The organism is Streptomyces sp. Ru71, assembly GCF_002920535.1.
In the GTDB taxonomy this organism is placed as follows: domain Bacteria; phylum Actinomycetota; class Actinomycetes; order Streptomycetales; family Streptomycetaceae; genus Streptomyces.
In genome coordinates this window covers 72,357-86,162 of sequence record NZ_PQSS01000013.1, presented here as the reverse complement: position 1 = coordinate 86,162, position 13,806 = coordinate 72,357, and the positions used below count along the sequence as shown (strand labels likewise).

The window sequence follows — 13,806 nt, the reverse complement described above, 5'->3', positions numbered from 1 at the left end:
GCGCACACTCGCATATCGGGGGACGAACGATGAGCAACTGGAACCCGGGCGGACAGCCGCCCCAGGGGCCGCAGCCCTACCAGCCGCAGCCACCTCAGCCCTATCCGCCCCAGCCCTACGTGCCGCCACAGCCCCAGCCGCCCTACCCGGGGCCGCCGGTGCCGCCGCCGGGCGGGCCGATCACCCGGCTGCGGCGGCGGATCGGCCCCATCCACACCGCGCGCAGGGTCTTCACCCCGTCACGGCCGGGCATCGTCTCGGATCCCGAGGTGGCGCGGATGCGAAAGATCAGGACCCTGGTCGGCGTCGGCGCGTTCCTGTGGATGTCCTACGCCTACAAGCTCGCCCCCAAGCTCAGCGATGCGGCGGACGAGCAGGTCGACAAGTCGTGGACCAGCGCCCTCGTGCTGGCGGCGACCCTCCCGGTCGTCGTCGGCATCCTGTACGGCCTGGCCGCTCCGGCGGCGCGACGGGACCTGCTGCGCCGGGCGGGGCGGTGCTTCGGCGCGATCGTGGCCATGATGGCGGCGGCCTCCGTCTTCCCGATCATCGTGCTCTCAGGGTTCTTCGAGGGCCAGGAACCCCTCGTGGAGGGCCATTTCACCGTGACGAAGGGCCTCATCCTCGCGTTCACCCTCTTCATCCTCTTCTGGGTGACGCCGTTCGTCGTCTGGGGCGTGGGACTCGCCGTCCAGCACGTGTTCCGCACCGCGGACATCCACGAGACGGTGCCGCCGCTGCTGGTCATGGCGTTGGCGTGGGAGATGGCACTGATCGACATGTTCACCGGCGCCCACGAGGGCGTGCCGACGGTGATCCGGTACGTGTTCATCCTGGGCGCCCCGCTCTCCGTCACGGCGGTGGGCCTGTGGGAGCTGCACCGGCTGCGCGTGCACTATGGGCTGGGGATGCGGGGACTGCTGATGCGCTAGGAACGGCGCCTCGCAGGACGTACTAAGGGCTGTCCCGCCATGGCCAGGGAGGCTCGTTGCCCTGCCGTCCTGCAAGTTGGCAGCGTGGCTGTGGGAACAGTTGAATGCCCTCGTGACGGACTGGACGCAGGTGGTCGATGCTCACGGGGCGGTTGGGCGCGTGCCACTGCTCCTGGATCAGGTGGAGCGAGAGGAAGTTCCGGAGGCCTGGGACGAGCTGTGGGACCGTCTCTGCCTCCACGGTGAGACAGTCTCCACGGCGAGCTTCGCAGCTCTACCGCGCCTGGCAGCTCTAGCTCCCGCATGTGCCCAGGCACTCGAACTGGCCAGTGCCATCGTGCGTGGCACGCTGCGACATCCCGACGGTGAAGCCCTGCTCGCGGGCTGTCCGAACGAGGTCGACCGGTTGCGGGAACTCGTAGACCAGAGGCTTCGGACGCGTCCGGCCGACTACAGCCGCCTCTTCGGTGATCTGCTCGCCCTTGCAGGGCAGTACCACTGGAGCGCCTCCTTGGGGGACTTCACCGACGACTTCTACACCATGTCCTGCCCCGGCTGCGAAGCGGAGGTGACCATCGCCGTCGGCGACTACGGCTGCTACGCGGCCATTCGAGACTGGGATCAGGGCGACATCGAGCGGCGGTCGCTGAGGCCCGCCCCGGCCGAGGAGCTTCGCGACCCGGGCCGATGGATGCACGCCACAGCTGGCTGGGACGGGCAGCAGCGGCTCGCCGAGGGGATCAGATACGTCTTTGGCCGGGCAGAGTGTCCGGCTTGCGCGAGTGTGTTCAACATTGCGGAGACGCACACGGCCGCGAACCTTCCCCCAGCCCTCGAAGCGTACTGAACAGGGAGAGGCGGTCCGGTCGCTTGCGATGATCTTGAAATGGCTGGCGTCATCACGGCTTCGGATCCCGCGTGGATACCCCCGTTCAGCGGGCTGAGCCCGAGGCAATTCGGCAAGCTGATCACCGCGCTCCGGCGCGAGGGCGCCGACCCGGTCCGCAGGGGCCGGCCGTGGGGCCTGCCGCTGGAGGACCGGGTGCTGCTGGTCGCCGCCTACTGGCGCACCAACCTCACCCTGCGCCAACTGGCACCGCTGTTCGGGGTGTCCAAGTCCGCGGCCGACCGCATCATCGACCACCTCGGACCCGCGCTCGCCCCCCCCCAGCAGCGCAAACGGTTCCGCACAGACCCCGTCCTGATCGTGGGCGGCACCCTGGTCGCCACCCGCGACCACAGCATCGCCGAGCAGTCCAAGAACTACCGGTACTCCACCAACCACCAGGTCGTCATCGACGCCGACACCCGACTCGTCGTCGCCGTCGGCCGGCCGCTGCCCGGCAACCGCAACGACTGCAAGGCGTGGTATCTGTCCGGCGCCAAGGCCGCCGTCGGCCGCACCACGGTAATCGCCGACGGCGGCTATCGGGGCACCGGCCTGGTCATCCCGCACCGCCGCGCACCCGGCCAGGATGGCCTTCCGGCCTGGAAAGAGGAGCACAACCGCTCACACCGCAAGGTCCGCGCCCGCATTGAGCACACCTTCGCCCGCATGAAGACCTGGAAGATCCTCCGCGACTGCCGCCTCAAAGGTGACGGCGTCCACCACGCCATGCTCGGCATCGCCCGCCTGCACAACCTCACCCTCGCCAGGTGACCGGGGAACGGCGATGGTCAACCAGCATGCCGTAGATCATTTACGGGACAACGCTTAGGTGCAGCGTACCTTCATGCACCTTACCGTCGCGGGTTTGATATGAGGGATGGTTGTCCGGATTGAACCCCTCAGCTTCCGAGGCTCGCTGTCCCTTAAGAAGTCCTAACAGAAGTTGTTGATCAAGTGACCGTCGGCTTGTCTGCTCGTTGGTCCCATCGTGGGGAAACGCCAGTCGCGGCCGTGGATCGTGTCGGACGAACTGTGGTCGCTCATCGAGCCGTTGCTGCCGGAGCCGGGTCCGAAGCTGGTAGCGGGCCGCCCGCGGGTGCCGGACCGGCAGGCCCTGTGCGGGATTCTGTTCGTGCTGCATACCGGGATCCAGTGGGAGTACCTGCCGCAGGACCTGGGCTTTGGATCCGGCATGACCTGCTGGCGGCGCCCGGCGACCTGGAACGAGGCCGGCGTGTGGGAGGAACTGCACCGGGTGCTGCTGAAGAAGCTGCGGTCGGCGAAGAAGCTCGACTGGTCGCGGGCGGTGATCGACTCCTCGCATGTGCGGGCAGCCCGGCGGGGCCCAAAAGCGGTCCCAGCCCGGTCGACCGCGCACGGCCGGGCAGCAAGCACCACGTCCTTGTCGACGGCCAGGGCGTCCCGCTCGCGGTGTCGCTGACCGGCGGCAACCGCAACGACGTCACTCAGCTCCTGCCCTTGCTGGACAAGGTCCCCGTGGTTGCCGGCGCCGTCGGGCGGCCACGCAGACGGCCTGACATACTCTTCGCCGACCGAGGCTACGACCACGACAAGTACCGGCGCCTGCTCTGGCAGCGGGGCATCCGGCCCGTGATCGCCGAGCGCGGGCAGCCGCACAGTCCCGGCCTGGGCATCTTGCGCTGGGTCGTCGAGCGGACGATCTCCTGGCTGCACGGCTTCCGCCGCCTGCGTATCCGCTGGGAGAGACACGACGACATCCACGAAGCCTTCCTCAGCCTCGCCACCTGCCTCATCACCCACCGCCACGTCCAACGCCTTTGTTAGGACCTCTAAGGCCAGCGACGGCTTCGGCAAGACGCTCCGTCACGATGGCATACGACGCGGCAGCGGACGGCTGGGAAACCGTCCGCTGCCGCGGGCGTGAGCGTGGTCGTGAACGGCCGTCGCCTACAGGACCGGGGCGCTTTACCGGGCGAGCGTGACGGTGATCGGCGCGTTGGGGCAGCGGCTGAGGTTCTCCGCCAGGGCGGCCTCTTCGCTGGGGTCGATGCTCAGGCTCCACCGCAGCTTGTCGGCGATCCAGTCGGTGACGTACTGGCAGCGGTATCCCTCGGCCGGCGGCAGCCACGTGGTGGGATCCTGGTCCGCCTTCGACCGGTTCGACGCCGCCGACACCGCGATCAGCGCCCGGTCGTCACCCAGGTCGTTGGCGTAGGCCTCCCGCTCCGCGGCCGACCAGGCCGAGGCGCCGGAGTCCCAGGCCTCGGCGAGCGGGACGAGGTGGTCGATGTCCAGGCCGCGCGGGCCCTGGATGTAGCGGTCGTCATAAGGGCTGTACCACTCTCCCCCGGACAGTGCGCAGCGCGGGCCCTGCTCGGGTGCGATGACGGCCTCGGCCTTGAGGACCTCGGCGCGGGTGTTGCAGCCGTCCTTGTCGGCGTCGACCCAGTGCTTGAACGCCTCGCGCTGGTAGCCGGTGCGGTCCTCGTCCACGATCGGCAGCTGGGCCAGGGCGTCACGCACCGGTTCGGTGATCGTCTGGCCGGGATCACGCATTGCGGCGCCGGCCGGGGCGGCGTGGGCGCTGGCGGGAAGCAGCAGGGCCGCAAGCGTGGCGGCCGCGGCGGCGGTACGGGCGAAGCGCACGAAGGGGGGTCCTCTCGAAGATCACCGACTGGTCGTGATCTTCGTAGCGGGCCCGGCAAGCGGCACGCCCGGGAAGCGGCAGGGGCTCTACCCGATCGGGGGTTAAGTGCGATGGTCGGCCCGGTCGCTGTGCCCTGACAGCACCTGGTGGTCTGACAGGCCGCTACACCGCCGCTGCCCGCAGACGGACTACCCGGTCGGGTGAACCAGGCCCGAGTCGCAGAACCACGACGAGCCTGAGGACGTACTGCCGGTCATGAAGCCGATCAACGAAGTTCACGTTGCCGAACCGGGCCTGGTCGTGGTGGAGGTGGCGGCCGCCGATGACGAGACCGCCTTCGCTTTCCAGGAGGCACTCGCCGCGCGGTGGGCGACCGCGACAGCGGAGCGCACGAGTCGGGTGCCCGGTGAACCCGGCGTGCGGCTCCGCTGCTACCTGGACCTACGCCAGCCAAGCGGTTCGGACGACATGCACGAACAATCGAACACGTGATTGAATCCGGTCATGGGACCGATTCCTGACGACCTCCACCAGGCCCTTGAGGAGTGGCACACCACCTATCGCCGGCTCGCCGTGCAGCCGCGCACCGCGCTGCGGCGACGTCTCATCCAGCTGTCGGCCGAGGTGCTGTTCCACCCCCACTGGGCCGGGGAACGGACGCCAGCCGCGTCGGCGCTGTACGCGGCTGGGCGTGGGGCGCGGTGCCGTGCCGCAGCTAACTCCTGACGCGGAGCGGCTGAAGGCGATCCTGGCCTACCTCGACCGGCAGATCGCCGAGACAGACACGATCGGCACCTACCTGCGCCTCCAGCGCACCGAAGTGGAGACAGCCCTCGCCCGGGCGGAAGCCCCCGCGGAGCGTCGGCCCCGGCGCCTGCCGAAGGGCGGCGGGAACCTCCCCGATCTCGCCCCCACGCCCGCCCGTACGGGCTACGTCGTCCAGCAGCAGCGCAGAGTCTCCACGTCCGAGCCCGCCGTGATCCACGTCACTTTTCCTGTCTGCACGAGAAGCCGGCGCCGTGTGCCTTCGCCTCATGTCGCTTCGGCCGGTGGCTCGGAACCGATGCCGGTGGTGAGAAGGATCTGCTGCGCGGAGTCCGTTCCGCCGGCCCGGGCCGCACGGGCCATCGCCGCCAGGGCCGCCTCCTGGCTCGCATGCGGGGGGACGACGAGCAGACTGAAGTGATCGCGGTCGCCGCGGGTGATGATCACGGTGTCGTCGCCGACCGGAAACTTGTCGACGTGCACGGGCCGGCCGTCGATGACCAGCCTGGACGGGATGTTGTCCCATGCGTCGGCATCCAGACCCACGCTCGCGACCGGGCCGAGGTGTTCGGTCAAGGCCCTGACCAGACCGGGCAGCTCGGCGGCTACGTCCCGGGAATGCGGCCACCACGCGCCATCGAGCGTGCCCTCGCGCGACTGTGTGGTCTCCAGGCGCAACAGGACCGTCCCCGGCCTCGCCGCCTGCTCGAACCGGTCGGGCAGGAACCCGTAGTGGGAGGCCCTTGTTTCGTCCGACATGGCTGCCACCTGTCCATTGGCAGAGACCGGGCCGCCGAGTGAGCGCCAGCCCTCGGAAGCGCCAGCTCGGGCTGCCACCGGTACTCCCACCGTACTCCGCCCGCACCGGCGGATCCGACCGATCACGGGAACCCCAGGAGGGGTGGCGGTGTCTCAGTACCACTCGATCAGGAACAGAGTGGCATCGTCGCTCGTACGCCCACCGCGCTTCTCCTTCAAGACATGGGAGAGCGCGCGCACCACAGCTCGCACCCCGTCCTGCGAGCGTTCGACGCGGTTGACCCAGTCGATGAACTGATCCTCCCCGAACTGCTCCCCGCCAGCCTCGCGCTCCTCGACCAGGCCGTCGGTGAAGCACAGGACCCGATCACCGTGCCGAAGCACCCGCTCGCTGATCACCGGCTCCTCGCCGCCGAACCCGACCGGCAGGGTGGTGGCGCTCTCCAGCCGCTCGAGGACAACGTGGTCACGAATCAGCAGCGGCTGCGGATGACCGGCGTTAACCCACTGCAGATGGCCGCTCACCGTGTCCAGGCGCATCATCTGCGCGGTGACGAAGTGGTCGGGCCCGAACTGCTCGGCGATGGCCCGGTCCATGAACGCGTAGATCTCCGCCAGCCCGATGTCGGCTCGCCGGGCGTGCCGGTACGCGCCGATGGCAACGGTCGCCATGGTCGCGGCGTCCAGCCCGTGCCCCATCGCGTCGATCGTTGCCACGTGCAGGACATCGTCGTTGAGCGCGTAGTCGAAGCTGTCGCCGGCCACCTGGTACGCGGGTTCGAGGATTCCTGCCACGGCGACCCGGGCGACGGTCATCGAAAGCGGTGGCAGCAGCGACCACTGGATCTCGGCGGCCACACTCATCGGTTCCAGGCGGCGGGCCTGGAAGATCCGGTCGGTGTAGCCGCTCTTGGTGATCAGCAGATCCGCGACCAGGGCAGCGAACCGGCGAAGGAACCGCCGGTCCTCGTCGACCACGGCGTCCAGAGTGAAGGTCAGCACCCCGACCTCATCGCCGCCGTCCAGCAACGGCAGGTACACCCGCACGCCATCGGCCTGCGGCACCTCGACGGGGACGCCTCGCAGGAAGGCCGAACCCGCAGGTGAGCCGTCGATCGGCACCGGCTCCCCCGCCGCCAGCCCCAGCCCCGACAGCGGCACCAGTGCCAGCTGGCCGTAGTCCTGCAGCAGGAGCGCCAGGTCACGACCGCCGAGCCTACCCACCTCGGCAACGATCAGCGGGCCGATCAGCGCGGGTGAAAGCCCATGTGCCATGTCCAGCAGCGCGCCCAGCAGGCGTTCACTGGGCCCATCCGACCGGTCGGGCCCCGGTGCGGCAGACCGCCGCTCACCGTACCTGCTCACCGCCGTATCCTCCCGCCGCGTGCAATCGGCCCGGGCGCGATCAGCCCCGGCCCTCTGGTGCGGTTCCCCGAGCCGGTCCTTCCATTACGCCCGACGGCAGCTCGTAACGCCCCCGGTCACGCTCCACCCCGCCAGTCGACACCGCCGAGAGGCCGGCCTGCAGACCGTTCGGCACGACCACGAGCCGTCGCGAAGCAAGCCGACCTACTGGCGCTGGACGCCGGCCGAGCGGGTGCCCTTCTTGAGGAAGCCTGTGTCGTCGCCGATCAGCACCGCGCTCTTGTCACCGATGCTCTCGACCACGAAGTCCCGCACGTCGTCACGCACCGCATCAGCGTCCCAGTCAGCCGAGTTCAGCAGGCGCTGCATTCCGTCCGGGCAGCCCTCGCCGGCTCGTTCCGCCAGCGACCACCCGTTCTTGCGTTCCAGCGGGATCAATCATTCGCCAAGTCAACCATGATCAAGTCGGGTGCAGTACTAGACGCCACCGTCACGTCGTGGGCGTACCGGCAGCGCCCGGGGTGGGCTCGTCGTGCTTGACGGTGGCGGGGTCGCTGGGGTGCCTGGTGAGAGGCACGGTCTCCGAAGTCAGCCAGTCGGCCGCCGTCATCGGCAGCGAGCCCAAGGCCTTTTGGAGCACGTCGACTGCTGGCGCTTGCCAGAGACTGAGGTTGCGGCCATGTCCTGGCAGTGTCCAAAGGCGGACGAGGCGGCCTTCCGCGGCCAACTCCTGCGCGCGTCGGGCCTCACCTGATTCCATCTCTTCAACGGCCTGCAAGTCCGTGCCTTCCGGTATGGCGACGTTGAACGTGACCAGGTATTCCCCTTCGTCCGCCGCTGACGGCACGGTGCCGCTCCCGGGGTCGTTGGCGTGCGCGCCGAGTGGGGTGGGCTTATCTGTTCGCCAAATCCGCAGGGGCATGGATGCCAGCGTCCGTTCGAGATCATCAGGTCCGTCCGCCGCGAACAGCCCGATCGTGCGCCACTCTCCCGGCCCCAGAGGTGGACGCCACAGGCGCAGGACCCGCCCCTGAGCTGCGAGCTCGCGGGTGTGCGCGGCCTCGCGGGCCCGGATTCCGTCAACCTCGGCCTCTGAAGTTCCTTCGGGAACTCGGGTGGTCATCGTCACGAGGTATTCCATGGAACATTTCCTTAGGAGGTCGGTACCGATCAGTTGCCTGTCGTTTTGGGTCAGCCGACTTGTGCGCTCAGTCGAGTTTGGAGACCTGGTAGTGCGGGACCCTGTTGCCGTCCAGCGTGGCGACCGCGAGCACGGCGAGTAACACCGGCAGTGGTGGCCGGTCGGTGACGGAGCCATCGCCTGGTCAACGATCTTGGCGCCGGTACCCGGCTGCGACAGGTCGCCGGAGACAGCGAGGACGTCCGGATCATCCGACGCCGGGATGGACCGCGCGACTGCGACGAGCGCGTATCCTCGTTTGCGATATGCCTCGGCGACACCTGCACCAATGCCTTGGATGCGCCGGTGACGATAACAACCTTCTTCGTCGAGCCCATGTCGTTATCCAAACTGCGGAGCAAGCCGACTGGTCAGGGCCGACAGTCCGGTGTCTCGGGCCAGTTCCCAAATACGTTACGTCCCGACCGGCTCCGGCGCCGCCCGAACAATTCCGGATACGGTCGGCGAGGCCGTCCAGGCCGCCGAGCCGGAACGGACCGGGGCGGCGCGGGCCGGACGGAATGGCAGGACAAGGCTCGCGAACGGGTGCGGCAGAAGAAGGCCCAGGGGGTGCAGCTGGCAGCGGACAACCGCAAGGTGCTCTTGGTGGCAGTGGCCGTGGCCGTCGTGACGTGGGTGACCTGCCGCCGCAAGCGTTGAGCCCTAAGAGGGCATCCGCGATGACGCTCTAGGCGCGACGTCCGACCTGTCGATGATGGCAGTGCTGCTTGGTCGCAGGCGCTGTCCAGAGCCGGCCGGACGGCCCCTTCGGCGGCTTGGTCTCGGCGCTTGGCTTGGGGCCATGATGTCCGGCTCGCCATTGGCCAGCATCCTGTGCCCGAGGCGGCCCCGGCCTGCGCACAGCCTGAGAGCAGGCACAATCTGAGAGCAAAGCCAATCAGCCGGAGCAGGGCAGACAACGTGCCGGGCCCCGCGGCGGTGCCGTGGCGGGAGGGGATGGTGGGGCATGACGCAGATGGACTACGCGGGCTGTTCGCCGCCACACCGAGCCCCTACCTGGTGCTCACCCGGACCTACCCTGTCGTTGAAAGTTGTCCAGGGCGGTGCGCCCTTTGAAGCAGATTGGCCCCGTCACGTGGCGACGGCGGCTCGTTCGCGGGCTGCGCGAACGGCGGCGGTGAGGCTGGGGAGGTCGTAGGCGCCGTGGTGTCTGCGGCCGTTGATGAAGAAGGTGGGAGTGCCGGCCACGCTGCTGAGGTCGGCTGACTCGACGTGCTCGGCGATGCGGGCTGCGCCGGTGTGAGCGCGCATGTCTCGTTCGAAGCGCTCGGTGTCCAGGCCGATAGCGGCCGCGTGGGCGTGCAGGTCTTCGATGCGGAGGGCTTGTTGATGGCTGAGCAGCAGGTCGTGCATGTCCCAGAAGCGGCCCTGGTGTGCGGCGGCTTCGGAGGCTTCGGCGGCGAGTTGGGCGTGGATGTGCACGTCGGTGAGGGGGAGGTGGCGCCATACGTAGCGCAGGTCTCCGAAGTCGGCGAGGAGTTCGCGGACGATGGGTTCGGCCTGCCCGCAGTAGGGGCATTCGTAGTCGCCGTATTCCACGACGGTGACCGCGGCGTGGTGTGGTCCTCGGATGTGATCGTGTTCGGGGTCCACGGGCACGGCCATGTCGACGATCGTCTCCGCCTTCCCGAGCAGGGCCCGGAGTCGCAGCGCAGGTGGCAGAAGGCCGATCGCCGCGGTGACGAGCCGGGCTGTCAGGTAGGAGCAGACGAGTGTGGCGAGGATGCCGATCTTGGCCTCGTTGAGGCGTGCACCGTGGAAGGCGAGGGTCGCGATGAGCAGGGAAACGGTGAACCCGACCCCGTACAGCGCGCCGCCGGCGGTTGCCGCGCCCCAGCCGACCGGGAGGCGTAGCCGCCCGCGGGAGGCGAGCGTGGTGAGGGCACAGGCCCCGACGATGCCCAGCGGCTTGCCCAGGATGTAGGCGATGAGGATGCCCAGGGTGACGGGCGAGGTGAAGGCTCGTGACAGTTGGTCGCTGCTGATCTCGATGCCGGCGTTGGCGAGGGCGAACAGCGGGACCACTGCGTAGCTGGTCCAGGGGTGGTAGATGCGTTGCAGGCGGTCGTTGGGGGAGAGTGCCGAGGCGATGCCGACGCGGACGGACCGCTCCAGTTCCGGGGTGGGCTGCTCGCGGAACAGCCGGAAAAGTCCGCTGGCGTGTTCCAGGTCGGCGCGCGAGGCGGGGTAGGCGTAGGTGAGCAGCCCCAGGACGAGACCGATCACGACCGGGTCCACACCCGACTCGAGCAGGGCGACCCAGGCGACGACCCCCAGCAGCGCGTACACGCTACCGTGGTGTACGCCGAGTCGCCGGGTGAGCAGGACGAGTGCAAGGGTGCCGATGGCCGCGACGAGTGCGGGTACGGCGATGCGGTTGCTGTAGGCGAAGGCGATGACGCCGAGGGAGAAGAAGTCATCGACCACGCTCAGCAGGAGAATGAAGACGCGCAGTCCGGGCGGCATGCCGCGGCCCGCGACGGCCAGCACGCCCAGGGCGAACGCGGTGTCGGTGGACATCGCCGCTCCCCAGCCCTGCTCGCTGCCGTGGCCGGCATTGACGGCAAGGTAGAGGGCGACGGGCACGATCATGCCGCTGAGTCCCGCGACGAGCGGCAGTGTGAGCCGCTTGCGCTCGCGCAGTTCGCCCATGTCGAACTCGCGGCGTGCCTCCAGACCGACGACGAAGAAGAAGAGAGTCATCAGGCCGCTGTTGACCCACTCACGCAGGCCGAGGGAGATCCCGTACGCCCCGAAGCGGACAGACAGGCGGGTGTGCCAGAACGACGTGTATGCCGAGGGTGCCGCGTTGGCCCAGAGGAGTGCGGCGAGCGCGGCGGCGACCAGGACGGCGGCGCCGCCGGTCTCGGTGCGCAAGAAGGTACGCAGCGGGGAACGCGATCCGCTGCTGCACAGCGTCTGCCCGGTGTAAGCCTCTGGGTCAGGGGACATGGGTCAGATTCTCGTTCGAGGCCTGGCGGGCCGGCGTGTGGACGGAAAGACCGGTGCGTCGGAGTGGGTCGTTTCGCAGGCTGGTGGGCTCGTGGGTCATGGCAGCGGCGCCGGCCAGGTACACGGGGGCCTCGTCGGCTGGGTCCAGGCGCTGGAGCACGCGGCCCCGCATGCGCCGTACGTCACGCTCCCCGAGCTTGGAGTACGTCGGCGTCGGGAGACGTCGCGAAGGTCTGCACGTGGTCGATGGCTGACTGCAACGCGTCTTTAAGCGGAGCGATGTCGCGCGCGACCTGGGCGAGGAATATGCCGCCCTGGAAGGCAGCAAGGAGCAGATTGGCCAGTTGGGTGGGATCTGCCTGAGCGCTGATGCGGCCGAGTTGCTGCATGCGCTCGATTCCCTCGCGGAATATGCCCGTCCACTGGTCGAACACACTGGCGAGCTCGTCGTGCACGTCGAGGTCCGTCTTGATCATCTCGCTCGCCAGGGAGCCGAGGGTGCAACCTTCCTGGTAGGCGCGCTCGTAGCCGACGCAGGAATCCGCCCATGCCCGGAGCGCGACGAGGTTGTCGAAGCCGGCGAATCGCTCGTCGCGATGGAAGGCGAGGATGCGCTCGGCCTGCCAGGCGATCACGGCCAGGACGAGGCTCTTCTTGGTCGGGAAGTAGTGGTTGAGCTGCGATCCACTGACGCTGGCGGCGCGGCGGAGCTGCTCGTTGTTCGTCGCGTGGACTCCGTTTGTGTAGATGAGTTCCGCAGCGTGCTCCAGGATGCGGGCCCGTGTGGCCTGCCCCTTTGACGTCAGCTTGTGAGGCACCGGAGCCGCCGTAGTGGTGGGCATTCCTTAACGATACCCCGAATTGGGCTTGCCAGCCCAGAAACGGCATCTGCCCGACACCCACCTCAAGGCGGTGTTCACCAAGGAGGGGGCCGACGGCCGGTTCCCCGACCCGGCCAAGCAGGAGCTGTGGGAATCCATAACCCGGGACTTCCTCGGCCTGCGCACCTACGGCTACAAGGACCTGAACCACTGGATGGATAAGCAGACCCACCTCGCGATGGGCCTGACCATGATGGCGGCCGCCGAGCTCGGCGTCGAGGCCACGTCGCTGGAGGGGTTCGACTCGACCAGTGTCGACAAGGCCTTCAAGATCCGCGAGAGCGGACACACCACGACAGTGCTGCTCGCCCTCGGCTATCCGGACCCGGCGCGGGTGCACACCACCTCGATCTCGCGTTTCGAAGCCGACCAGCTGTTCACCTTCATGTAAAACCCACCTGGAAACCAAAACCACCACACATCCGAGGAAGAAGTATTTCGATGAAAGCCATTGTGGTCACCGACCAGGCCGCGGGAGTAGCCGGAATGACGCTGACGGAGCGACCCGAACCGCTCGCAGCGATCAACGACGCCATCGTTCAGATCCACGCATCCGGCTTCGTCCCCTCAGAGATGGAGTGGCCCTCGACCTGGACCGATCGCGCCGGCCGTGACAAGACACCGTCGATCCCCGGCCACGAGCTGGCCGGAGTGGTCACCGCCCTCGGCTACGGCACGACGGGGCTCTCGATCGGGCAGCGGGTGTTCGGCCTCGCCGACTGGCACCGCGACGGCACCCTCGCCCAGTACGTGGCGATCGAAGCACGCAACCTCGCCCCCCTGCCCGGCGACGTCGACTTCACCGTAGGCGCATCCCTGCCCATCTCAGGCCTGACCGCGTGGCAGGGGCTGTTCCAGCACGGCCGCCTCCAGGCCGGCCAGACCGTCCTCGCGCACGGCGCAGCCGGGGCGGTCGGGACGATGGTCACCCAGCTCGCACGTGAAGCCGGCGCCTACGTCATCGGCACGGGACGCGCCGCCGACCGCGAGAAGGCACTCGACTTCGGCACGCACGAGTTCGTCGACCTCGACAACGACACACTCAAAGACATCGGCAGCGTCGACCTGGTCTTTGACGTCATCGGCGGCAACGTCCAAAAGCAGTCTGCCGCCCTGATCAAGCCCGGAGGAACCCTGGTGTCCGTCGTCGGCCCGGTCGAAGCGCGGCCCGCTGACGGCCTGGCCATCGACTTCGTCGTCGAAGCCGACCGCTCCCAACTCGGCGAGATCGTGCAGCGGGTGCGCGACGGACGGCTGCGGACCAACATCGGTCGCGTCGCAAGCCTCGACAACGCGGTCGCAACCCTCAACTCAACCGAGCGACGCAAGGGGAAGACAGTCATCCGCGTCCTGCCGTAGACGGCCGTGTCGGAGATCAGGACCATGACCCGCAGGCCGGTCGGTCGTCCACTGCCAGCCACCGAAAGTCGATC

The 13,806-nt window shown here is 68.5% G+C and carries 13 protein-coding genes and 2 pseudogenes; 8 read left to right on the top strand and 7 right to left on the bottom strand.

The window, feature by feature from the left end:
• The first annotated feature begins 29 nt into the window (after positions 1 to 29).
• From C3489_RS11145 to C3489_RS11130, 4 genes and pseudogenes are all read left to right on the top strand, one after another.
• Positions 30 to 932: a hypothetical protein gene (locus C3489_RS11145; RefSeq protein WP_258054642.1), complete on the top strand. Its 903-nt coding sequence runs from the start codon at positions 30 to 32 to the stop codon at positions 930 to 932.
• Between the two features lie 112 nt (positions 933 to 1,044).
• A complete protein-coding gene (locus tag C3489_RS11140) occupies positions 1,045 to 1,779 on the top strand; it encodes a hypothetical protein (protein ID WP_103781591.1) in 735 nt (244 codons plus the stop codon).
• 39 nt (positions 1,780 to 1,818) lie between these two features.
• Positions 1,819 to 2,592: a transposase gene (locus C3489_RS11135; RefSeq protein WP_103781590.1), complete on the top strand. Its 774-nt coding sequence runs from the start codon at positions 1,819 to 1,821 to the stop codon at positions 2,590 to 2,592.
• Between the two features lie 217 nt (positions 2,593 to 2,809).
• Positions 2,810 to 3,627: pseudogene (locus C3489_RS11130) on the top strand (IS5 family transposase).
• Between the two features lie 141 nt (positions 3,628 to 3,768).
• Here the strand turns inward: C3489_RS11130 and C3489_RS11125 are convergent.
• Entirely contained in the window at positions 3,769 to 4,449 is a 681-nt protein-coding gene (locus tag C3489_RS11125) for an HNH endonuclease family protein (protein ID WP_258054640.1), read from the bottom strand.
• A 256-nt stretch (positions 4,450 to 4,705) separates the two neighbouring features.
• Here C3489_RS11125 and C3489_RS11120 point away from each other — a divergent pair, with 256 nt between their 5' ends.
• Positions 4,706 to 4,942, top strand: coding sequence for a DUF6207 family protein (locus tag C3489_RS11120; protein WP_103781589.1), 237 nt, complete (start codon positions 4,706 to 4,708; stop codon positions 4,940 to 4,942).
• Between the two features lie 12 nt (positions 4,943 to 4,954).
• Entirely contained in the window at positions 4,955 to 5,176 is a 222-nt protein-coding gene (locus C3489_RS11115; RefSeq protein WP_103781588.1) for a hypothetical protein, read from the top strand.
• Positions 5,177 to 5,482: 306 nt separating this feature from the next.
• Here the strand turns inward: C3489_RS11115 and C3489_RS11105 are convergent, their stop codons facing one another.
• From C3489_RS11105 to C3489_RS11075, 6 genes and pseudogenes are all read right to left on the bottom strand, one after another.
• Positions 5,483 to 5,974 (bottom strand): DUF5994 family protein, encoded by a 492-nt coding sequence (locus tag C3489_RS11105; RefSeq protein WP_103781586.1) that lies wholly within the window; start codon positions 5,972 to 5,974, stop codon positions 5,483 to 5,485.
• 153 nt (positions 5,975 to 6,127) lie between these two features.
• The gene (locus C3489_RS11100; RefSeq protein WP_103781633.1) at positions 6,128 to 7,249 is read right to left on the bottom strand and encodes a PP2C family protein-serine/threonine phosphatase; all 1,122 of its coding nucleotides are present in this window, start codon (positions 7,247 to 7,249) and stop codon (positions 6,128 to 6,130) included.
• 297 nt (positions 7,250 to 7,546) lie between these two features.
• A pseudogene (locus tag C3489_RS11095) lies at positions 7,547 to 7,768 on the bottom strand (transposase); the annotation flags it as partial.
• Positions 7,769 to 7,829: 61 nt separating this feature from the next.
• Positions 7,830 to 8,480 (bottom strand): muconolactone Delta-isomerase family protein, encoded by a 651-nt coding sequence (locus C3489_RS39840; RefSeq protein ID WP_103781585.1) that lies wholly within the window; start codon positions 8,478 to 8,480, stop codon positions 7,830 to 7,832.
• A gap of 1,131 nt (positions 8,481 to 9,611) precedes the next feature.
• Positions 9,612 to 11,492, bottom strand: coding sequence for a Na+/H+ antiporter NhaA (gene nhaA / locus C3489_RS11085; protein ID WP_103781584.1), 1,881 nt, complete (start codon positions 11,490 to 11,492; stop codon positions 9,612 to 9,614).
• A gap of 182 nt (positions 11,493 to 11,674) precedes the next feature.
• Positions 11,675 to 12,334 carry a TetR/AcrR family transcriptional regulator gene (locus C3489_RS11075; RefSeq protein WP_103781582.1) on the bottom strand — a complete coding sequence of 220 codons (660 nt, stop codon included), beginning with the start codon at positions 12,332 to 12,334 and terminating at the stop codon, positions 11,675 to 11,677.
• Positions 12,335 to 12,359: 25 nt separating this feature from the next.
• Between C3489_RS11075 and C3489_RS11070 the strand changes: the two genes are divergently transcribed.
• Complete coding sequence (locus C3489_RS11070; protein ID WP_258054639.1) at positions 12,360 to 12,764, top strand: nitroreductase family protein; 405 nt, start codon at positions 12,360 to 12,362, stop codon at positions 12,762 to 12,764.
• Between the two features lie 50 nt (positions 12,765 to 12,814).
• The gene (locus tag C3489_RS11065; RefSeq protein WP_103781581.1) at positions 12,815 to 13,732 is read left to right on the top strand and encodes an NADP-dependent oxidoreductase; all 918 of its coding nucleotides are present in this window, start codon (positions 12,815 to 12,817) and stop codon (positions 13,730 to 13,732) included.
• Positions 13,733 to 13,806 lie beyond the last annotated feature (74 nt).

What these genes read in the sequence shown, in the direction of transcription:
- C3489_RS11105 (WP_103781586.1), bottom strand. Translation starts at nt 5,974, where the DNA reads ATGTCGGACGAAACAAGGGCCTCCCACTACGGGTTCCTGCCCGACCGG.
- C3489_RS11115 (WP_103781588.1), top strand. Translation starts at nt 4,955, where the DNA reads ATGGGACCGATTCCTGACGACCTCCACCAGGCCCTTGAGGAGTGGCAC.
- C3489_RS11145 (WP_258054642.1), top strand. Translation starts at nt 30, where the DNA reads ATGAGCAACTGGAACCCGGGCGGACAGCCGCCCCAGGGGCCGCAGCCC.
- nhaA (WP_103781584.1), bottom strand. Translation starts at nt 11,492, where the DNA reads ATGTCCCCTGACCCAGAGGCTTACACCGGGCAGACGCTGTGCAGCAGC.
- C3489_RS11135 (WP_103781590.1), top strand. Translation starts at nt 1,819, where the DNA reads ATGGCTGGCGTCATCACGGCTTCGGATCCCGCGTGGATACCCCCGTTC.
- C3489_RS11065 (WP_103781581.1), top strand. Translation starts at nt 12,815, where the DNA reads ATGAAAGCCATTGTGGTCACCGACCAGGCCGCGGGAGTAGCCGGAATG.
- C3489_RS11100 (WP_103781633.1), bottom strand. Translation starts at nt 7,249, where the DNA reads ATGGCACATGGGCTTTCACCCGCGCTGATCGGCCCGCTGATCGTTGCC.
- C3489_RS11075 (WP_103781582.1), bottom strand. Translation starts at nt 12,334, where the DNA reads ATGCCCACCACTACGGCGGCTCCGGTGCCTCACAAGCTGACGTCAAAG.
- C3489_RS39840 (WP_103781585.1), bottom strand. Translation starts at nt 8,480, where the DNA reads ATGGAATACCTCGTGACGATGACCACCCGAGTTCCCGAAGGAACTTCA.
- C3489_RS11120 (WP_103781589.1), top strand. Translation starts at nt 4,706, where the DNA reads ATGAAGCCGATCAACGAAGTTCACGTTGCCGAACCGGGCCTGGTCGTG.